General features: G+C 43.6%; 16 protein-coding genes. 8 read left to right on the top strand and 8 right to left on the bottom strand.

Annotated features, from left to right (window positions below; genetic code table 11):
- Positions 1–109: 109 nt before the first annotated feature.
- Positions 110–970, top strand: coding sequence for an N-acetylglucosamine kinase (locus B0I21_RS00135; RefSeq protein ID WP_133638329.1), 861 nt, complete (start codon positions 110–112; stop codon positions 968–970).
- 216 nt (positions 971–1,186) lie between these two features.
- On the opposite strand, the gene B0I21_RS00130 is transcribed toward B0I21_RS00135, so the two are convergent.
- Both B0I21_RS00130 and B0I21_RS00125 read right to left on the bottom strand, forming a co-directional pair.
- Positions 1,187–1,870, bottom strand: coding sequence for a metal-dependent hydrolase (locus tag B0I21_RS00130; protein WP_133638328.1), 684 nt, complete (start codon positions 1,868–1,870; stop codon positions 1,187–1,189).
- Between the two features lie 11 nt (positions 1,871–1,881).
- A complete protein-coding gene (locus B0I21_RS00125; protein WP_262708455.1) occupies positions 1,882–2,220 on the bottom strand; it encodes a YbaB/EbfC family nucleoid-associated protein in 339 nt (112 codons plus the stop codon).
- 97 nt (positions 2,221–2,317) lie between these two features.
- Here B0I21_RS00125 and B0I21_RS00120 point away from each other — a divergent pair, with 97 nt between their 5' ends.
- The gene (locus B0I21_RS00120) at positions 2,318–2,815 is read left to right on the top strand and encodes a hypothetical protein (RefSeq protein WP_133638326.1); all 498 of its coding nucleotides are present in this window, start codon (positions 2,318–2,320) and stop codon (positions 2,813–2,815) included.
- Between the two features lie 70 nt (positions 2,816–2,885).
- On the opposite strand, the gene B0I21_RS00115 is transcribed toward B0I21_RS00120, so the two are convergent.
- The gene (locus tag B0I21_RS00115; protein WP_133638325.1) at positions 2,886–3,881 is read right to left on the bottom strand and encodes a hypothetical protein; all 996 of its coding nucleotides are present in this window, start codon (positions 3,879–3,881) and stop codon (positions 2,886–2,888) included.
- A gap of 212 nt (positions 3,882–4,093) precedes the next feature.
- Between B0I21_RS00115 and B0I21_RS00110 the strand changes: the two genes are divergently transcribed.
- Entirely contained in the window at positions 4,094–4,669 is a 576-nt protein-coding gene (locus tag B0I21_RS00110; RefSeq protein WP_133638940.1) for a thymidine kinase, read from the top strand.
- Positions 4,670–4,818: 149 nt separating this feature from the next.
- Here B0I21_RS00110 and B0I21_RS00105 read toward each other — a convergent pair whose 3' ends face one another.
- Both B0I21_RS00105 and B0I21_RS00100 read right to left on the bottom strand, forming a co-directional pair.
- On the bottom strand, positions 4,819–5,328 hold the full coding sequence (locus B0I21_RS00105) for a glutathione peroxidase (protein ID WP_133638938.1): 510 nt from the start codon (positions 5,326–5,328) through the stop codon (positions 4,819–4,821).
- A 15-nt stretch (positions 5,329–5,343) separates the two neighbouring features.
- Positions 5,344–6,207 carry an N-acetylglucosamine kinase gene (locus B0I21_RS00100; protein WP_133638324.1) on the bottom strand — a complete coding sequence of 288 codons (864 nt, stop codon included), beginning with the start codon at positions 6,205–6,207 and terminating at the stop codon, positions 5,344–5,346.
- 134 nt (positions 6,208–6,341) lie between these two features.
- Here B0I21_RS00100 and B0I21_RS00095 point away from each other — a divergent pair, with 134 nt between their 5' ends.
- Entirely contained in the window at positions 6,342–8,090 is a 1,749-nt protein-coding gene (locus tag B0I21_RS00095; RefSeq protein ID WP_133638323.1) for a M61 family metallopeptidase, read from the top strand.
- A gap of 101 nt (positions 8,091–8,191) precedes the next feature.
- On the opposite strand, the gene B0I21_RS00090 is transcribed toward B0I21_RS00095, so the two are convergent.
- Complete coding sequence (locus B0I21_RS00090; RefSeq protein ID WP_133638322.1) at positions 8,192–8,719, bottom strand: hypothetical protein; 528 nt, start codon at positions 8,717–8,719, stop codon at positions 8,192–8,194.
- A 172-nt stretch (positions 8,720–8,891) separates the two neighbouring features.
- Between B0I21_RS00090 and B0I21_RS00085 the strand changes: the two genes are divergently transcribed.
- Both B0I21_RS00085 and B0I21_RS00080 read left to right on the top strand, forming a co-directional pair.
- Entirely contained in the window at positions 8,892–10,655 is a 1,764-nt protein-coding gene (locus tag B0I21_RS00085) for an AMP-dependent synthetase/ligase (RefSeq protein ID WP_133638321.1), read from the top strand.
- Between the two features lie 3 nt (positions 10,656–10,658).
- Complete coding sequence (locus B0I21_RS00080; RefSeq protein ID WP_133638320.1) at positions 10,659–11,612, top strand: YihY/virulence factor BrkB family protein; 954 nt, start codon at positions 10,659–10,661, stop codon at positions 11,610–11,612.
- A 200-nt stretch (positions 11,613–11,812) separates the two neighbouring features.
- Here B0I21_RS00080 and B0I21_RS00075 read toward each other — a convergent pair whose 3' ends face one another.
- Positions 11,813–14,533, bottom strand: a complete 2,721-nt coding sequence (locus B0I21_RS00075; protein ID WP_133638319.1) for a carboxypeptidase-like regulatory domain-containing protein — start codon at positions 14,531–14,533, stop codon at positions 11,813–11,815.
- A gap of 67 nt (positions 14,534–14,600) precedes the next feature.
- Complete coding sequence (cls, locus tag B0I21_RS00070; RefSeq protein ID WP_133638318.1) at positions 14,601–16,094, bottom strand: cardiolipin synthase; 1,494 nt, start codon at positions 16,092–16,094, stop codon at positions 14,601–14,603.
- Between the two features lie 160 nt (positions 16,095–16,254).
- Between cls and B0I21_RS00065 the strand changes: the two genes are divergently transcribed.
- Both B0I21_RS00065 and B0I21_RS00060 read left to right on the top strand, forming a co-directional pair.
- A complete protein-coding gene (locus tag B0I21_RS00065) occupies positions 16,255–17,421 on the top strand; it encodes an efflux RND transporter periplasmic adaptor subunit (protein WP_133638317.1) in 1,167 nt (388 codons plus the stop codon).
- 84 nt (positions 17,422–17,505) lie between these two features.
- Positions 17,506–20,667, top strand: a complete 3,162-nt coding sequence (locus tag B0I21_RS00060; RefSeq protein WP_133638316.1) for an efflux RND transporter permease subunit — start codon at positions 17,506–17,508, stop codon at positions 20,665–20,667.
- Positions 20,668–20,669: the final 2 nt, after the last annotated feature.

Here is a 20,669-nt window from a genome sequence, read left to right as displayed (position 1 = left end):
CCTATTGGACATTCGTATTTCTAAACATAAAAATGTATTTTCGAAGAGACATTAGTGTAAGAAATTGATAAGAGAACAAACAAAATAACACAATAAAACCAAATCTATAATGATTATCATTGCGGACGGAGGGTCTACGAAAACAAACTGGTGCTTGTTAGACGACTCAAATAAAAAAATATACTTCAACACCGAGGGTTATAATCCTTACTTCGTTGATAGTGAATACATTGTCAATTCGCTTAAAAAGGGTCTTCCGGGAGATCTTCCTTTAGACAAAATTAATGAGGTGAATTACTATGGTGCAGGCGTTCACAATGCTGAAAAAGCGAAAATTGTAGAAATCGCTATGCAGAAGGTTTTCCCCAATGCCAAAGTGGAAATTGGACACGACCTATTAGCGGCTGCACGCGCGTTGTTAGGCAACCAATCAGGTTTTGCGGCGATACTGGGTACAGGAACTAATACATGTATTTATGATGGTCATGACATCACCCACAATATCGATTCTGCCGCTTATATTTTAGGCGATGAGGGAAGCGGCAGCTTTATCGGTAAGAAATTATTAACGGATTTTATTCGCGGATTGATGCCTGAAGATGTGGCGAAATCATTTTTCGAAACCTATAAACTTACGCCAGATGAGATCATGGACAACGTGTACACCAAACCGTTGGCTAACAGATTCTGTGCAAGTTTCAGCAAATTTGTGTACGACAATAATGTAAATATCCAGTACACGAGGAAAATTGTTGAGGATGCTTTCGAAGCCTTTTTCAACAATCTCGTAAGCAAATACCCAGATTATCAAAACTACACGTTTAACTGTATCGGTTCTGTCGGGTATAATTTCAGAAATGTTTTAGAAGAAAAAGCATCACAGTACAATATGAAAGTAGGGAAAATCCTTCGTTCACCGATTGACGACCTTGTTGTTTTTCATATCAACCGAGCAGCTAAGAACGCCTAGTAGCCGCTTATAAACAGCGCAGGTCATACCATAATAAAGGCCCGGAATGCTATCGCATCCGGGCCTTTATCTTATCCTTATTATCCAAGTAGCGATTTTACTGAATCTTCTAATCTTATGATTAAACCTATCCGTACTGCAGCAATGGGCTATATCGATCGAAAGAATCTTCAGATGAAAGTGCCCATTGTTATCAGCTTCGCACGATGGATTTACTTAGAGCGTAAGGTTTTCACCTACGCTGGGCAAATGTAATGTTAAACCTTGCTCATCAAATTTTCGCTTGGCAGCTTCCCGGTCTATACGAATCGGCGGGAACGTATCGTAGTGGATACCGATGATATTTTTACAGTTTATAAAACGGGCAGCGCGAATGGCGTCGTCCACATCCATCGTATAATGCCCCCCTATAGGCAAGAAAGCCCAGTCAAGTTCCAGATCTTCCAATAGCTTCATTTCTAAGGTCAAACCGGTATCACCTGCAAAATAGATCTTTTTCGTGCCAACAAAGAAAACGAAGCCTACGGGCACACCCGCATAATCTCCCTCGGGCGTACTGTTGGTGTGCAAAGCATACACCATCTTGACACGGCCAAAAGGCAAATCCAGCGTTCCCCCAAAATTGTAGTCGATCACCTTATCTTCCGGAACCCCCTGAGCTTTTGCCCAAGCTGCCGTTTCCACAATAGCCGCAACGGTTGCGCCACTATTTTTCTGTATCGGAATGAGGTCTGCGACATGATCTTGGTGGCAGTGGCTCAAGAAGATGTAATCGGGACGTATCGTCGCGATATCAATATTGTTGGCCAGCTCATTGTACGTGATAAATGGATCCAAAAGTACTTTCGTACCGTCAAAATCAAATTCTACGCACGACTGTCCGTAATACGTAACGTTCATGTTTTCCTCCTTTATTTATTGAACAGATTTCCTAACCCGCCAAGACCACCAAGTAAGTCTTGTGACATCGCTTGCATCTCTGACTGACTTACGTTTTCTGCCTGTTGCAAAGTCTTGTTCAACGCGACGATAAGCAGCTCCTCCAGCTCTTCCTTGTCGGCCTGTGCCAAAAAATCAGGGTCGATGATAACCTCTTTGATCTCTTTGTTCGCCGAAGCAATAATCCGGATCTTTCCACCCTCGGCTTCTCCCGAAACGGAAATACCATCCAATCTCTTTTTAACTTCTTCAGCCTTTTGCTGAGCCTGCATTAATTTATCGAACATAGTTGTACTGTTATTTTTACTTATGCAATTTACAAATTATATGCCATTCGTGCACATTAAAGCACCCGGATTAGGTTCTTACGTATCGCTTACGTAAATTTGTCAAGTCAAATCGATTCGCATGGAAGAACTTCATTTCTATACACATTTATACAACGAAAAACTGCAAAATGCCCCGCACGAAGCGGAATACCTTGATGAAGAAATCAATATCCTGATTCACAAACTGAAGTTTATCCCGCAGGAGCAACGACCAACGGTACTAATCGTCGAGCAGCGCTCTGGATTTGAACCAATTTATAATGAACAGCTGATGGATAGTGTTCAGATTGCGGGCGGCAGTCTGTTACAGGAAAAGTTTGACAACCCATCGATCTTGTTAATCATTCAGGAAAACGAAAGCCTATACAGTGAAATCGGCACGCTTCTGGAAGATGATTTGCTTGCTCGAACCGATGCCGTGACGGCGAACCAAGTTTACATTATACAAAAAACTGACCTCGGCCTACATGCCGATGATTTTTTGGTCGATGTGGAAATATGCGCTGAAATATTACAACCCAAGTACTTTATCTATGGGCATCAAGGTCAGGATTGGGTAAAGTTTGATTTAACTTAAAAATGTAGCTTAAAAAAAGGCTTTCCACCATTTCGATAGAAAGCCTTTCTCCTCATTGCCGATGTGCACGTTACATAAATTTTTTCCGGAGCACGGCATATAGCTTCTCCACTGTCTGGGGCTTATCAGCCCAATTGTTTTTCAGTGCGTAATTTGTTTGTAAAAACACATCCGCTTCCGCGAACGTATTATATCGGTTCAACAGCTCTATCGCTTCGCTGTAGGCTAAAGAATAGCCGTTAAACAAATCCTTAATAAATAGTAATTTATCATTGAGGTTGATCACCGTTTTAAGATCTATGACTTTGCTTTCTGGAGCTTTCACAGGCGGCGTCGCTGTTGTATTATTACGCACTTGGCTAAGTCCTCCCTGTGCCTGACGCTGCTGTTGAAGCATTTCATTCAACGTCAAAGGCCGGGTAGGCTTTGCTTCTTCCTGCACTGGCTTCGTTTCAAGCACAATTTCCTTTGGCTCTTGTATCACCTCATGCACAACAACTTCCGCCACTTCATTTTCGACAATCTTTTCAGCTTGTTGTTCGGAATTGCTGCTGGCGGATATCTTTTCCTCTGTATCCTGCGGAGCCCCCTCATTTTCGGAAACCGCCTCAGGCTTGGAAAATAGATTTTCAGATACAGCTTTATCGGCATTCGCCTCTGGCGATATCGCAGTAGATTGCTTTTCTTCAGATTTTTCAACAGGCTCTGGCGCACTTGACGATTCTTCTGCCGGAGGAGCTTGCTCTTCTTCGATTTCTTCTTCGACTGGTTGTTGGTCGATGGCTTCGTCCAACGCTGTAGGTGGCGTAAAAATGATTTCCTGTCTGGTCTCACTTTCAGCTTCATCAGCCTCACTTTTCGTTACGGATGAATCTTGCGTGCTGACAGATTCCAATTGTCTTAACACTTCCAGATGCGTGGCCAAAAACTTTGCTTTTGCTTCCAGTAATAAGATGTCAACGGATTTGCTTCCCGCATCAGATTCTGACAGTTCCGTATAGCCGTCATTAAGCTCCACCAACAACTCGCCAATTTTGGAAAAAATAGATTCTTTTGTATACGCCATATTTTGTCTGTATTTATTTTTCTAGGTCCACATGCCGTTACTTCCGTTCGCAGATATGTGGAAAAAAAAAATGAACTGATAGCTATGTCATTCCGCCACACAGCTCATTTCCTTCGTTCAAATTTAAGATATAATTCTGATATTAGCACAGATTCAAGGAGAAGTTTTAAGATACGTTAAGCGGCTCTTTGTCAACTATCATAAACAACAACATGCTGTTTTCCGAACACACCTTTATTCAGAAAAATTCCCAGGTAGGAAGTATCGAAGTGATTTGCGGCTCGATGTTTTCCGGAAAAACGGAAGAACTTATCCGCCGAATGAGACGCGCGCAGTTTGCAAAGCTGCCTGTTGAAATTTTTAAACCCGCGATTGATATTCGCTATGATGAGCGCGCTGTCGTATCGCACAATAGCAATAGTATACCCTCAACGCCTATCTCCCACTCATCTGCTATCTTGCTGCTTAGTGCCGATACTAAAGTCGTAGGGATAGACGAAGCTCAGTTTTTCGATGATGAGCTTCCAAACGTCTGTGTACAACTCGCAAATGCGGGGGTTCGGGTTATTGTTGCGGGACTTGACATGGATTTTAAAGGAAAGCCTTTCGGGCCAATACCAGCCTTAATGGCCATTGCAGAGCATGTTACCAAAGTGCACGCGGTATGTATGCAATGTGGTGCACCCGCGAACTATTCTTTCCGTATTTCCGCACAGGAAGAGCGCGTCTTACTTGGTGAGCATGATATCTATGAGCCGCGTTGCCGATCCTGTTATTACAACCTATAAAAGTAAATCGCTTAAAGCTTAACGTAAGCGCTTTGGTCGATAGCTATAAACTTGGTATTTTTACCCGTAACAAAATTAGTTTATAAATGGTCCCGCCATTATACATAAAAAAAGACTCTTTCGGAGTCTTTTTTTATGTATAATGCAGCTTATTTCAGCTGCGAGGTAATGCTTGCATCCAATGGATTGACCTTGGATCTGTAGCGATGGACTAACTTACCATCTTTACCGATTAGGAATTTTTCGAAGTTCCAATTGATATCACCGGTGAAGTCAGCATTTTCAGCTCCTGTCAAATATTTAAACAGTGGATCCATATCTTTTCCCTTCACATCGACTTTCTCCGACAACAAGAAGGTAACGCCATAGTTTTTCTCGCAAAAGTCCTGGATTTCCTCATTCGTTCCCGGCTCCTGGCCTCCAAAATTATCGGCAGGAAAACCTATAATCACCAAATCTTTTCCATACTGCTCATGCAAAGCTTGCAAATCTTTGTACTGTTTAGTAAATCCACATTTTGAAGCGGTATTAACGATCAAAATATTTTTACCTTTAAAATTGGCCATGTTTATTTCTTCACCATCGATGGAGGTGAATGTAAAATCGTAAATAGATGTGGCTGGTGCAAACATGGAAACCAGCAACATAATGGTGCTCATGACTGTCATATGTTATTATTCTTGTATTAACTTTGTTTCTCTATCAACAATAAAATGGAATAAATGTTCCATCGGACTTTTTAAAATAGCGCCCATTTTTACGCCGAGTACTTCACAGACCTCCCGAAGTTGCAGATCGAAGTGATATGCGATACGGCCGACAAAGTGGACCTTGTATTCCCAATAATCCGGGTAGGTCATAATATTTGTACGGACAAACTCGTCGAAACCATTCCGTAGCAAGGTATCAATATAAGGATGCAGGCGATTTTCGGCCATAAATTCAGCGAAAGATGCTAAATAAGCATTCGGCCGATCGCGTTGGTAAACATTCTTAATGACGATATCTTTATTTAAGCGGTACTGCTCGGAAAATTTTTTTGTCAAATCTTTGGGCATTTTATCATACAGAAAGGCAGTAATTAGCTGCTTGCCAAACCAAGCGCCCGAACCTTCATCGCCCAATACATAGCCTACACCGTGTACGCCCGTGGTTAAATGCTCCCCATCAAAAAAACCGATATCAGACCCTGTCCCAATAGTAGATACGTAGCCCTTTTTGTCGCCACATGTGGCATATGCACAGCCTAACAAATCACTCTCCACATTGATGAAAGCCGTAGGAAATATCTCGGTAAGCGCGTTCGACACGATCTCTCTTCGATCTGGTGTCACGCAGCCTGCACCAAAAAAGTATACTTCATGAATTTCATTTGCATAGGGCAAAATCTCCGGCACCTCTTTCATCACTTTCGCAATCTCTTTCTCATTGACGAAAAAAGGATTTAGACCTTTGGTACGAAAAGATAAGGGCTTACTATCAGGCAGGTTAAGCATCCAATCTGAATTCGAGGATCCGCTATCGGCAACTAAAATCATAAATACTGTTCAAATAATCTATAGCCCAAAGATAATGATTAAAATACATAAAGTTTGTTCCTTTTCCATTATCCGTTGGATGTGCCGAAGAATAAGTTTAGTTTTGTGGGGATCATTTGATAAAAGCACAATACATGTCTGAATCCGCTATACATTTTTCTATTTCCTTTAAAGAGCCACAAGCGCACTACGCCGAAATCGAAATGCTTATTCCCCACGTAGAGAGCGACCACATAGACTTGAAAATGCCGGTTTGGACACCGGGCTCCTACTTAGTGAGGGAATATTCCCGCCATATAGAGCATCTTTATGCTACCTCCGCCAACGGAAAGCTGGCCTGCGAGAAAACATCAAAAAATACTTGGCGCGTTGCTGCAGGCAAAAATGCGGGGCCCATTCATGTTTTTTACCGCATCTACGGCTTTGAAGTATCGGTGCGCACCAATTTCATTGATGCTGATCATGCTTTCATCAGCCCCGCCGCGACATTTCTATACATAGACGGTCTTTCGCATCAACCCTGCCAAGTTACTGTGCATCTGCCCGAGCAATGGGCTAGCATTTCTACAGGGTTACCCAAGCTTCCTACAGCAAGCAATACCTACTACGCAGATAATTTCGACACGCTCTTCGACTCCCCTCTAGAAATAGGAAACCAAGATATTTGGCACTTTGAAGCGGCGGGCGTGCAGCATGAATTTGCCATGGTGGGTGGCGGCTCTTATAACAAACAGCAACTTACGAGCGACTTAGTAAAAATAATCGAGCAGGAGACCGCGATATGGGGTGAAAATCCGAACAGCAATTATGTCTTCATAACACACAACTACAATGCAGGTAGTGGTGGCCTCGAACACCTCAATTCTACCGTGCTGGCGGCGAGTCGGAATGCCTATAAAATAGATGCAGCTTACAAGAATTTTTTAAGCCTGGCCGCTCACGAATATTTCCATCTATGGAATGTGAAGCGCCTCAGACCCAAAGCACTTGGTCCGTTCAATTATGATGCAGAGAACTACACTGCCGGACTCTGGATCATGGAAGGTTTCACCGCTTACTATGACAATCTTATCATCCGTCGTTGTGGTTTCTATTCTGTTAAAGAATATTTAAACGCTTTAGCCAATGAGTTTAACCTCGTATACAATAGAGCGGGGCATCGCGTACAATCCGCAGCACAAGCCAGCTTCGACACATGGATTAAACAATACCGCCCGGATGAAAACTCCATCAATAGCAGTATATCCTACTACAATAAAGGAGCAATGCTTGCGGTCGCTTTGGATACACACATCATTGCCCGCACGCAGGGTAAATTGCGACTCGACGATGTGCTACGTGAAGCCTACAACACGTTCTACAAAAAGGAAGGTAGAGGCTTCGAGGAAGACGAATTCCGCCGCTTAGCAGAACGCGTGACTGGCGTTGATCTAGGCGAAATTTTTGATGCTGCACATAACACGGTAGAACTGGATTACAACCGGTTCTTCCGGGAGGTGGGCTTTGAACTCATCGACCTCAACCAAGATAGCCAAGAGCTTTCGCTCGGTATACGCATCGTTGAGCAGGATGGTAGGCTTTTTATCAAGAATGTGGAGCGATCATCGGGCGCTTGGGATGCGGGCTTGAATGTCAACGACGAACTTATTGCTATTAATGGAAACCGTTTAGACAGCGCAGGCAAGGAACTCGATTTCGCGTTGGCTCAAGGACAGTACGAAGACATTGTCGACTTACTTATCGCCCGTGACGGCCGCATACGCACGATCCATACACCGCTTCGCTACTGTCGGAAACAGCTTTGGAGTATACAGCCCAGAATAGACGCGACCGAACAGCAGAAAGAACGAGGAAGGATATGGCTCTCTGTTGTGGAGTCTTAAAACACGGCAAACCTGCATAGCTTCGCCTAGCCCTGAAGCTAAAAAAGCCTCCTTTACAAAAAAAACGGCGTAAAGAAGGCTTTTTTTATAGACAATGCGTTCTAAAACTTATAACGAATCGTCAAACCGAATGGGTCGATCAGCCGAATTGAGCTTTCTTGAAGAAAGTCAAAATATGGTTTTAAGTCTACCGATATCGATAGCGGTGTTGTTGGTATCGCATATTCGACACCGATAATACCATCAATACTTAAAGCGAGCTCGGATTTGTTGTCCGTACGCCTAGTGGTGACCGAGCCGTCTGGATTCGTTGTCGTAGTAACCACATCCTTATCGCGGGAACTTCCCACACTACCACCGAAGCCATAAAACCAAGTAAAGTTTTCCGCAAGTGGCTTATGGAATTCGTACAACCCGACCAATCGGAACCGTCTTGATTTTGAATTACTTTGCAAACTCATAATTCCTTGCACCGCTCTATCTTCCGCTAAGGTATAACGATAAGAAAATCCGGTCGCACTACCAAAGCGCCCGCCTACGGCGTGCTGTGTATCCAACTGCGCTGAAACTTTCCCGAAAGAAAGTAGCATGATTCCGAGTGTCAATATTAGCCAACTTGCTTTATTCATGTACGTACTATATTTAATGTAGGTCAAAAATAGTACTTTTTTTCACATGCAAAAAGTTAAAATCTGTTATCATTTACTTACATTTTTTTCGAACAATTCGCTCGTTCATCTGTAAAGCATTATATTAGTAGTACGATAACATACTATTATAAACCACTAATTTTTGATGCATATGAACAAACTTATTCGGTTATTTGATATTATAGAACGTTACAAATCGGAGTATGCACAACCCACTATGCTTGCCGGCAAAAGAAATGGTAAATGGGTAAAATATGCTACCGACGATTTCGTTAAAAGCGTAGACAACCTCAGCAAAGCATTGCTGGACAAGGGTCTAAGAAAAGGCGATAAGGTGGCCTTAATGTCTGGGAACAGACCCGAATGGAATATCGCCGACTTCGCATGTAATCAGTTGGGCGTAGCCATTGTTCCCTTGTACCCAACATTATCGGCCCAAGACCTTTCCTATATCGTTAATGATGCTGGAGCAAAACTGGTCTTTGTGAGCAATGCCGATTTGTCGAAAAAAATAGATCAGGCCATAGAAGACCATCAGCTAGCTATTGACGTATACACGTTTGACGACGTCGATGGAAAAACATCCTACGAAGAGTTGCTCAAAAAAGGTGAATCCTTGGATACCGACTTGGAGCCTATACGCGCAACAGTAGGCAGCGATGACTTACTGACCTTGATATATACGTCTGGAACCACTGGAAAGCCGAAAGGTGTGTTTCTTACCCACGGAAATATTCTCAGCAATGTCGAAGCTTCAGGACACTTGGTGCCCGCACATGCACGCACCGCACTAAGCTTCCTGCCGCTCTGCCATATTTTTGAGCGTATGGTGGTCTATCTTTACCTATCCAAAGGCATTCAAATTTATTATGCAGAAAACCTTGACAATATCGTCGTCGAAATTAATGACGTTAAACCGCAGATTTTCACGACCGTTCCTCGGGTACTGGAAAAAGTATATGACAAAGTAGTCGAAAAAGGCAAAGCACTAACTGGTATTAAAAAGAAGTTGTTTTTCTGGGCGTTGGATTTGGGCCATCGTTATCAAGAGCCACCCAAGAACGGCTTCATCTACAACGTGCAGCTTGCTATCGCACGTAAATTAATTTTTTCTAAGTGGAAGGAGGCTCTCGGCGGCAACATCGAGTTGATTATATCCGGTGGCGCCGCCCTTCAAGAGCGCTTAGGACGCGTCTTTTGGGCTGCGGGAATCAAGGTCTTGGAAGGCTACGGTTTGACAGAAACTTCGCCCGTCATTGCGGTAAACTCGCATGTGGAAACGGATGTTAAATTTGGAACTGTGGGCCGCGTGCTGAAAAATCTTGAAGTAAAAATCGCTCCTGATGGTGAGATATTGGTTAAAGGACCTAGCATTACATCCGGCTATTTTAAGAATGAAGAGGCTACCAAAGAAGCAATCGATGAGCAGGGCTTTTTTCATACGGGCGATATCGGTGAGCTCACCCCAGATGGCTTTCTGAAGATCACAGACAGGAAGAAAGAGATGTTTAAAACGGCGGGCGGAAAGTATGTAGCGCCGCAAGCTCTTGAAAACAAATTCATGGAATCTACGCTCATTGCACAGGTCATGGTCGTGGGCGAAAATCAGCGCTTTCCGGCAGCCTTGATTGTTCCAGCCTTTGAAGAGCTGGAGAAATGGGCCAAACACAAAGGGCTATCCTTTCATTCCAAAGAAGAACTTATCGAAAACGAGGAGGTCATTGATAAATATCAAAAAGAGATCGACCGCCTGAATAACGATTTTGGACAATGGGAAAAAGTGAAAAAATTTAAGATACTGGGTAAAGAATGGACCATTGACGGTGGCGAACTTACCCCAAAATTAAGTTTAAAACGAAAGGTGATCCTTAAAAATACAGAAGCGATCATCAACAAGATATACGAAGAACATTAACACATGGAAAAAGAAACAATTGGCCAAAAATTAAAAGGTTTTGGCCTTCTGTTATACGGTACTATAAACGATTTTTTGGATGATAAATGTTTGAAGAAGAGCGCGTCACTGGCTTACTATACCGTATTTTCAATAGGTCCGCTGATTCTGATTTTGATATGGGCGCTCGGCTTTTTTTATGGCAGCCAGCTTGACAGTCCCACCGGCGCCCGGGACGAAATCATGGGCGAGCTTAATCAATTGTTCGGCAACGATATCGCCAATATGCTCGACTCTGCTATCAAACGAATATCGTTCGAAAGTAAAAATAGCATTGGCGTTTATGTGGGTATCGGCGCGCTAATATTTTCCTCTACCACCATTTTTGTAGATATCCAGACCTCTATCAACGAAATCTGGCGGGTGAAGGCGAAGCCGAAAAAGGGATGGCTAAAAATTATTTTTGATAGATTGATCTCCTTTTCGATGGTCATTGGCCTTGGCTTCTTGCTCATGACTTCGCTTATACTCAGCAGTATCATTGGCGTGCTGATGAATTTTACAGTAAGATACCTGCCGGATTTGGATATGCATCTTATTGGAATGATCAATTCCGTTGTTTCCTTTTTAGTTATCACGACATTGTTCGGATTTATATTCGCGCTTTTGCCGGATGCTAAAGTTCGTTTCCGCGATATCCTTTGGGGCGCTATCTTCACAACACTCCTATTCTTGTTGGGAAAATCTCTAATATCATATTACTTGACGAATAACGCTACCGCCAGCTCATTCGGTGCTGCGGGTTCCGTTATCATTCTATTGGCTTTCGTATATTATTCTGCCGCCATTCTTTATTTCGGAGCAGAGTTTACAAAGAATTATGCCGTTCGCTATGGCAAAGGAATAATCCCGAGTTCCTATGCTGTCTTAGTAAAACAGACGGAACTGGAAATCGACAGCGAGCCAACGAACCGCTAATATCGTATCCTTTACCCTACATGTTCAGGGGCCGACAAACTGGACTAAGCGTCGAGCCAACCTCATTTCCTATTAGCGTACCTGCAAAAAAAAAGAAGGTGCTTTCCCCATAGCGAAGGTGTTAAACACACAATCAACGCTGTTGACAAGCACTTTCTCCAAATTATTGCGAGTAAACCCTGCTACGTCACGCCAGGCTACTATTTAACGTTATAATAGTACACCGTACGGCCGATAGTTCCAAGTTGATCTTGGCCCTCAACAACCACTTTATACTTCCCATTGCCATCGGCATTAAAGAATTGGAAGGTAGCATTACCTTGACTATCCAACTGAACATCGGGGTTCCAATAAATTGTCGTTCTGTAGTCATTCGTATTTTTGCTTTCCGGCGTGATATACTTAGGCGTATAGAACTCCCTTTCCTTCACATAACCCAACGGCATCATATCGATGATATTCGTTTTCGGAAGCATACTTTCAATCTCGGCAAGCGACATTCGAGGCTGTTTCTTCTGCTCATTTTTCTTCGTTAAAATAGATACAACGCCATCGTTTTGATAGGTTCTACTTACAGTCCCCAAATCATCCCGAAGGAAAATCTCTATGGCTTCAATTTCTGCAGGTTGGATAGAATTTAACGATGGTTCGTCAATAGGCATGCCGTTGAGGAAAAACTGTACCGGAACGCGGCTGCCTTGGTTGTAATTGCGGGAAACATAATACTTCAAGGTTTGATTGTCGTAGGTAATACCGGTTAGCAGCGTAGACAAACACATGGTCAACACGTTACAACCCGTAATGCGATTAGCTTCAATTCGATGCTCGGGCATAGAAAGCCCCGATAACGCAGAAAACTCCTTACTCGTAACGGTCTTCCGTTGCACAGCTGTGACCTCGACCTCATCGATTAATATGGATGTTCTATATTCATTTTTACTATTCGTGAGGTAGGCCTTCATCGCGTTGTCAATGTTTGGCAAATTGTTTCCGGTGTAAGGATTGCCTTGATCAATGCCTGGAAACTCCGTCGGGTCCATATTAATCACCAAATTCCGAAAGTTATCGTTACCTCGGGCACTGATGGTCACTTTCGACGAATCGGGAAATACCAAGTTCTCAAAAACAAAACGTCCATTAACATCCGTGTAGGTATCTTTCCGGAGATTACGTGCAGGAACAGAAAGCAGAAGCCCACCATTCGGGAAGGTACGCCCGGTATTTAAACGCAATGTTCCGGTTAGCGAAATACCTTGCTCGGGCAAGAAGCGTGCCTGCGGCAACCTCTCGGCGATAAGGTCGTCATAAGAAAAACGTCGGAAACCTTGTGTCATCAGCAGGTTGTTTAGCGCCTCCATCCTATTCTCGTGCTTTTCATTAAAATAGTAATTCGGTTGCTCGACGTAGCCTTTTAAATCCGAGGTTAACAGGTAATTGCTTAAAATTCCGAGATCCTGATCGTCGTTGTAAGGAACTTTAGACTCGTCGATAACAGAAATGGAATAGTTCCCTTGCAGCGAATCTTTTGGCGCAACATGCAACGATAGCTTGACCGCTTCTTTTTGCGTGTAACTGGTTTTGTCGGTTTTTACCGCAATATCCAATAGCGGCTGGGATTGGTTGAAAACAAGCCGTTCACTAATAAATTTACCGTCGGGCTGCAAAATGCTCAATTGGACGATCCCATTGGGCAATTTATCCTTGGGAATATTGACCAGCACAGAAGAATTTTTTAGCGTTGCTTGCGCAGCATAGACCAGATGACCATTAGATTGCCCTAAGATGTAAAAGGGTTGGTTGGTCGCCTTTTCGTAGAACGCATCGTTTGCCACCAAGCCTACTTGCAGATTCGTACCGTCGTCTTTCAACAACACCACGTTTATTCCTTCTGCTTTTACCTCGGGCAGATCAACCGTACGTTGTGTGCCGTTCTCAAAAGAGATATTAGCTTTATATTTTTCGCCTAGAACAGGTACAAACTCAAATGATCCCATTCCGAAAGCTAAATCTGTGAACGATGCCACCTCTTTCTTTTTGCTATCGACAACCTTTCCAGAGATCTTTAGTCCCTTACCTACTGCGTTACTGGCTTTGAAGGCAACTTTTTTGGAAAGACCGGCAAGAAGATCGCCGCCTTCTGGGAAAAACTGTACATCGGCATCCCACAACGCATGCTGTAGAGAGTAGTTGCCAACAAGCGCAGGCTCAAGTTTGTCGCCGTCTACCCGCACGATTAGACGCCCCTTTTTAAGGTATTCGCGCTCCTTAATCGTCAGGTTGATATTAACGCGCCCCATGTCGTCAGTCTCTCCTTTCCCCTTGTCAAAAGGATCCCAACCATCAATGGCCTCCCAGGAGATTTTACGCCTGCCCAACAGATTGCCGGAGCGATCTCTAAATTGAATACTTGCTTTTGTTTTATTTGTGCCCTCTGGATTGAAGGTAATATCGGCACCTAATTTTTTATTGATGGCATCCCCCACCGGCACAATCTTATTGAAGAAATAGTCCGGATCAAAATTTGCCATCCATTTGGTATAGGCACGAAACCGATAGTTATCTTGCGATACAAACTGCGGATCAAGCACCAGCTGTCCTTTCCCGCTATTGCCCTTTAAAGGCACCCGAAAGGTTTGGATCAGCGAATCCTTGCTGGAAAGCATTTCGACGTAAATGATTTTACTAGGGGCATACTCATAGAGATTATGATTGAGGTAGGTTTTAAACCATAGCGTGTCGCCCACCGCGTAATAAGGCTTATCGAAGTGCACATGCACCTTTTCAACCGGGTAAACGCCAAAATATTTTTGTACTTTTTCGACTACAGTATTAATAGGGATTGTGGGTAGCTGCTGGCCTAAACTTTGCTTTGAGGAACAAAGAAAGAAAAGGGCAAACAGCCAAATAGGAAATCTTTTCATCAATATACACATTTTTCGCGGAGCTAAATATATTGATTTTTATTGCAAAAATGAAGAATTTAACAGCTTATAACAGTGGGGCCAATAGTCGACAAACCGAATCAAGACCTCTTTTCCATGCTTTCCGTTTCTTCCATTCGCGCAATGTCATCCGCTCTGCGTCAAGCTTATCAAGCTCAAACTGTCTTTCCAATTGCGAACACAGTGCAGCATCGGATATCACAGCAGCCACCTCGTAATTAATATAGAAGCTTCGTGTGTCCAAGTTTACCGTTCCGATAAACGACAATTTCCCGTCAATATTGATCGTCTTTGCATGTATAAAGCCTTTCTTATAAAAATAAACATGCACGCCTCTTTCCAACAAAGGTTTTACGAAGGATAAGCTGGCATGTTGCACGATGTAGCTGTCTGATTTTTCCGGCAATATGAGCTCGACATGCAAACCCGCTGCAGCAGCAACTTGTAACGCCGTTGCAAGTTCATCACTCGGAATATAGTAGGGCGTGATCAATTGTATTTTTTTATCCGCTTCTCCAATTGCGATTAGAATAGCTTCCATATTGTAGGGTGCAGCAGAGGCCGGATCGCTGGAGACAAAGGAGGTTGCAGCTTCGCCCGGCTTCTCATCAGACGGTATGCTCCGCAGATAGCCATCGCTCAGAAGAAATGGACGACCATCTGCCAGATTCCAGGAATTCCAGAAGCCGATCTGCAGCATGTTGATTGCCGGACCTTCTATTTTCACCGTGGTGTCGCGCCAATAGGTAGCGTTCTTGTTAACGGCACTGTTAATGTAACGATCCGATATATTTATTCCGCCAACGTAACCCACCGCAGCATCAATTACCGCTACCTTACGATGATTTCGATAGTTGCTGTTAGCAAGAGAGGTGAACGTAACCGGCATGAATGGCTTGAACAATATCCTGGACTGCTGTTGTTTGGCCATGTATTTAATCAAATCTGCTGAGCCAAAACTATCAACTAACAGCCGCACTTGCAGGCCTTCTGCCGCTTTAGCTTCCAATGCATTTAACACGTCCAAACCGATCTGATCTAAGTCAAAGATGTAATACTCCAAGTGAATGGAGTGTTTGGCCGCACGTATGCTACGCAATAAGTCCGGAAACTTGTTTTCGCCATTGATCAGTAGCGCCACCTTGTTGCCAATTGTAGGTGACGAAAGGCGTTCGTTTTTTAAAAATGTGAAAACACGAGAAAGACTTCCTATTTTTGTGGCAATATGCAAAATGTCTTCCTCCATATAAGGTTCCAGATGCTGCCACTCCTTTTTCAAGCGAATAGCCTGCGCCTGGTTGATGCGCTTGATACGCTTTACCTTATTGAACTTCTGCCCGAAAAGGTAGTAAAGTAGCAGGCCCATAACCGGCAAAAACACGATTACCAACACCCATGAGATTGTTTTTGTAGGGTTTCTGTTTTCAATAAGAATGGTACTTATTACACCAAAGTAAAGCAGCAGCAAAGGCACCCAATACCAGCGTTGGATAAACTCTAAAATTGACTGTAAGTGTTCTATAACAAGTATATTGTTCATTTAATATAAAAAATATGATTTTGAATTATCTTGGCATGATTTTAACGTTAAGAATTGTTAAAGAGCCAACATATTTCCGGTAAAAAATGTTATACTTGCAAACATCATGTAACTAAACCGTTACAATTTTATTACAGGTCGTACAAGATAAAGAGAAGAGATGAATTTAAAAAGTTCTAATTTAAAACAAATAGCTTTTATAGTAACATTGATAGCCAGCACCCTCGGCTTGACAAATTGCAGTACGGGTAAATCCGAAGAAAATGAGAATGCGACGAAGGCAGTGGCTCTTCCGGTGCACACGGTGGAAATTAGCGATGCCGTGACGGTAAAGGACTATTTGGGAACAATTGAGGGAAAGGTTAACGTGGAAATTCGTCCCCAGGTGGAAGGTATATTGCAGGAAATCTATGTTGATGAGGGATCGTTCGTACAAAAGGGCCAAAAATTATTCAAAGTAGATGCCTCTGCTTATCAAGAAGTTTTGAACAATATGGTGGCGACGCAAAACGTAGCGAAAGCAAAGCTCGAAAATGCAAAATTAGAGGTTGAGCGCTTACGTCCGTTAGTCGAGAACGATGTCATTTCCGACGTTCGCCTGCAGACGGCGAAATCAGAGTATGATGTAGCTATGGCCTCATTAGACCAAGCGACCGCGGCAGTACGTAGTGCTCAGATAAATAAGGAATTCACTATTTTGACGGCGCCGGTGAGCGGCTACATAGGCCGCATCCCAAAGCGAATAGGAAACTTGGTCAGTAAAGGGGATAACGAACCACTAACTGTGCTTTCCGATGTACAGGAGGTGTTCGTCTACTTTTCCATGAACGAGTCTGATTTTCTATACTTCACCAAACTAAAGGCAAAACAAGATAGCGCGGCTGGTATTGTACTTAGTAATAATCAATTGAGTTTCCCGGAAGCGACATTGATCTTGGCAGATGGTGAGGAATATGCAAAAAAAGGCCGCGTGGATGCTGTTAATGGACAAGTAGACCGCACAACAGGCGCCATTTCGCTCCGTGCATCGTTCCCCAATACGAAAAATATACTGCGCAGCGGCAGCACAGGTACGCTTAAGATCTCCGAAGTAAAAAAAGATGTCATTCAAATCCCACAAATTGCAACAAGTGAGCTGCAAGACCGTACATTTGTATACGTGTTAAATAAAGACAATAAAGTGGAAAGGCGTTCCATTACGATCAATGGAACGAGTAAAGATAATTACATTGTATCATCTGGCCTAAACCGTGGCGACCGCGTGCTCCTATCCGGTCTCGACAAAATTACGGATGGTTCCAGTGTAATTCCGATCCAACAACAGTAGTTGTCAATTTTTTACGTCATTCATTCGCATTGCACTGTACCTCAGGGTACGGATGCGCCGGTATGTGTCCTTTAAAAAAAGTATATGTTAAAAACCTTTGTAAATAGGCCAGTCCTAGCTACTGTAGTATCTTTGATTCTTGTGATCTTGGGCTTGGTCGGTTTGAAAACGCTTCCTATCTCTAGGTTTCCCGAAATAGCGCCCCCCAGTGTAGTCGTCTCGCTAAGCTATCCAGGAGCCAACTCAGAAACGGTTGCAGAGAGTGTCTTATTGCCCGTAGAAGAAGCGATTAACGGTGTCGAAGACATGACTTACATCCGCTCATCCGCCAGTAATTCAGGAGCCGGTAGTGTACAGGTGTTTTTCAAAACAGGAACCAACCCAGATATTGCATCGGTAAACGTTCAGACACGGATATCCAAAGCAATAAGTACGATCCCTGCAGAGGTAAATGAAAACGGGATCACGGTGCAACCGCGACAAAGCGGCGCCATCATGACGATCAACCTCTATTCTGATCATAAGGATTCCGTCTACGATGAAACCTTCTTGCAGGCTTTCGCACAGATCAATATGATCCGCCCGTTGCTCCGCGTAGATGGCGTTGCACAAGTATCTCGTATTGGCGCACGTGACTATTCCATGCGTGTGTGGTTAAATCCAGAGAAATTAGCCGTCTACAACTTGGTACCCCAAGATATTACTAAGGCATTAAGCGATCAAAACTTCGAAATTGCACCCGGGAAATTTGGGGAGACATCCGACGAAGTGTTTGAGACGGTCATCAAGCATAAGGGCCGGTTCTCTAAACCGGAAGAGTTTGAGAACATGGTTATCAAAACCAACAAGGATGGATCGGTGCTGTATTTGAAAGATATTGCGCGGATCGAATTTGGCGCCACGAATCTGGGAAGTGATAATAAAGTAAACGGCTATCCAGGCTTAACCCTCAACATCACACAGACAAGTGGGTCTAACGCACACGCTATTGATATCGAGGTGCGTCAGGTCTTAGAGGAGATGGCTAAAAGTTTTCCTAAAGGCATCCACTATGAAATATCATACAGTGTGCGCGATCAGATTGATGAATCGATCAGCCAGGTAAAGCACACCTTATTCGAGGCCTTTATTTTGGTATTTATCATCGTCTTTATTTTCCTACAAGATTTTCGGTCTACCTTAATTCCTGCAATAGCTATCCCGGTGTCGCTGGTCGGAACATTTTTCTTCTTGAGTTTATTTGGCTTTTCCCTGAATGTACTCACGATGTTTGCGTTGGTACTAGCCATTGGTATCGTTGTCGATGACGCCATTGTCGTGGTGGAAGCCATTCATCAAAAAATGCACGACACGGGCATGAAGCCCAAAGCGGCTACCTTGGAGACGATGTCTGAAATCACAGGTGCCATCTTATCGATCACGATGGTTATGGCTGCGGTGTTTCTTCCTGTTGGATTTATGGAAGGCCCTGCCGGTATCTTTTACAGGCAGTTTGCCTATACGCTAGCCACGGCAATTTTGATTTCCGCGTTGAATGCGCTGACCCTCAGTCCTGCACTATGTGCATTGTTACTCAAACCTGTAAAACACGGCGAAACAGATACGGAAGAAGAGAAGAAGCAAAACAAATTTAACACCTATAAAAACAGGTTCTTTAACGCCTTCAATGCGTCTTTCGATAGGCTGACGACGAAGTATATCACGGCTGTGAAATTTCTTATAGCTAAGAAAAAAGTAGCTTGGTTGGGGTTGTTACTAATTACCGTTGCTGGTGCCGTTTTGCTGGTCAAAACCCCCAAAAGCTTTATTCCTACAGAGGATGATGGTTTCGTAACCTACGCGCTCATCATGCCTCCAGGAGCCTCTTTATCTCGGACTACTGCTGTGCTACGCCAAGCAGATAGCATTATGCAAAAATACAATGACGTAGCGGGTATGACGACGGTATCTGGATTTAATGCTTTGGATGGAAGTACGAGTCCGGCCTTCGCGGCAGGATACATCAATCTCAAGCCACATAGCGAACGACGCGATATACCGGCTATCGAGGCGTTCATGGACAGCGTAAGTGCTGACCTTTCGCAAATCAACGAAGCTACATTTAAGGTGTTTCCGCGACCGACCGTGCAAGGATTTGGCGATTTCGCTGGTATTGAGCTGGTTCTTCAAGATCGACTGGGAGGCGATATCCGAGATTTTGATATGGTAGCCGATACCTTCATTAATCAGATCAACAATCTTCCCGAAATCGCTAACGCATATACCTCATTTGCATCAAACTTTCCACAGTACGAGGCCGATATTGATGTTGTAAAAGCCAAAAGCTTAGGTGTAGATATCAGAGAGATGATGAACACCATACGAATGTATTTTGCCCGTGTAAATGCAGGGGATTTTAACCGCTTTGGCCGGACGTACCGCGTGTACATGCAATCTGACTTCGATTTTCGCACAGATCCCGAATCGTTGAATTCTATCTTCGTTCGAAATAAAGATGGCGCAATGGTTCCCGTAGGAACGCTAATGACCCTAAAAAAAGTAATCGGGCCAGAGACCATTTCCCGCTATAACCTTTACAACTCCATTACGGTCAATGCCACACCAGCCGCTGGTTTTAGCACTGGCGATGCTATGGAAGCGATCGAAAGATTGGCTGCCGAACAGCTACCGGGCAATTATGGTTACGAATGGACGGGGATGTCTTTTGAAGAAAGCCAGTCAGGCTCTCAGACTATTCTTATATTCGGCTTAAGCCTACTCTTTGTCTACTTCCTGCTTTCTGCGCAGTATGAGAGCTATATTTTGCCTTGGGCCGTTCTACTGTCCGTCCCCGTCGGGCTAGTAGGCGTTTTCACTACGGTTTTGCTGGTTGGTCTGCAAAATAATATTTATGTGCAAGTAGGGCTAATCATGCTGATCGGGCTCTTAGCAAAAAATGCCATCCTAATCGTGGAGTTTGCCGTGCAAGAGCGCGAAAAAGGAATGAGTGTATACAACGCAGCCATCATGGGCGCCAAGTTAAGGTTACGGCCAATTTTAATGACGTCCCTCGCATTCGTCGCCGGTTTAGTGCCGTTGATGTGGAGTGTGGGGCCGTCTGCTATCGGAAATCATTCCATTAGTTTTAGCGCCGCGGGCGGTATGCTTGCCGGAGTTATATTCGGCATATTTATCATCCCGATGCTGTTTGTTGTGTTCAAGACTTTAGACGAAAAAGTCAAAAAAAGATTTAAAACGGAGGAATAAGA

Origin of the sequence: Sphingobacterium paludis (assembly GCF_004364125.1) — a bacterium.
Classification (GTDB): Bacteria; Bacteroidota; Bacteroidia; order Sphingobacteriales; family Sphingobacteriaceae; genus Sphingobacterium; species Sphingobacterium paludis.
This window is presented reverse-complemented; position numbering and strand designations above follow the sequence as displayed.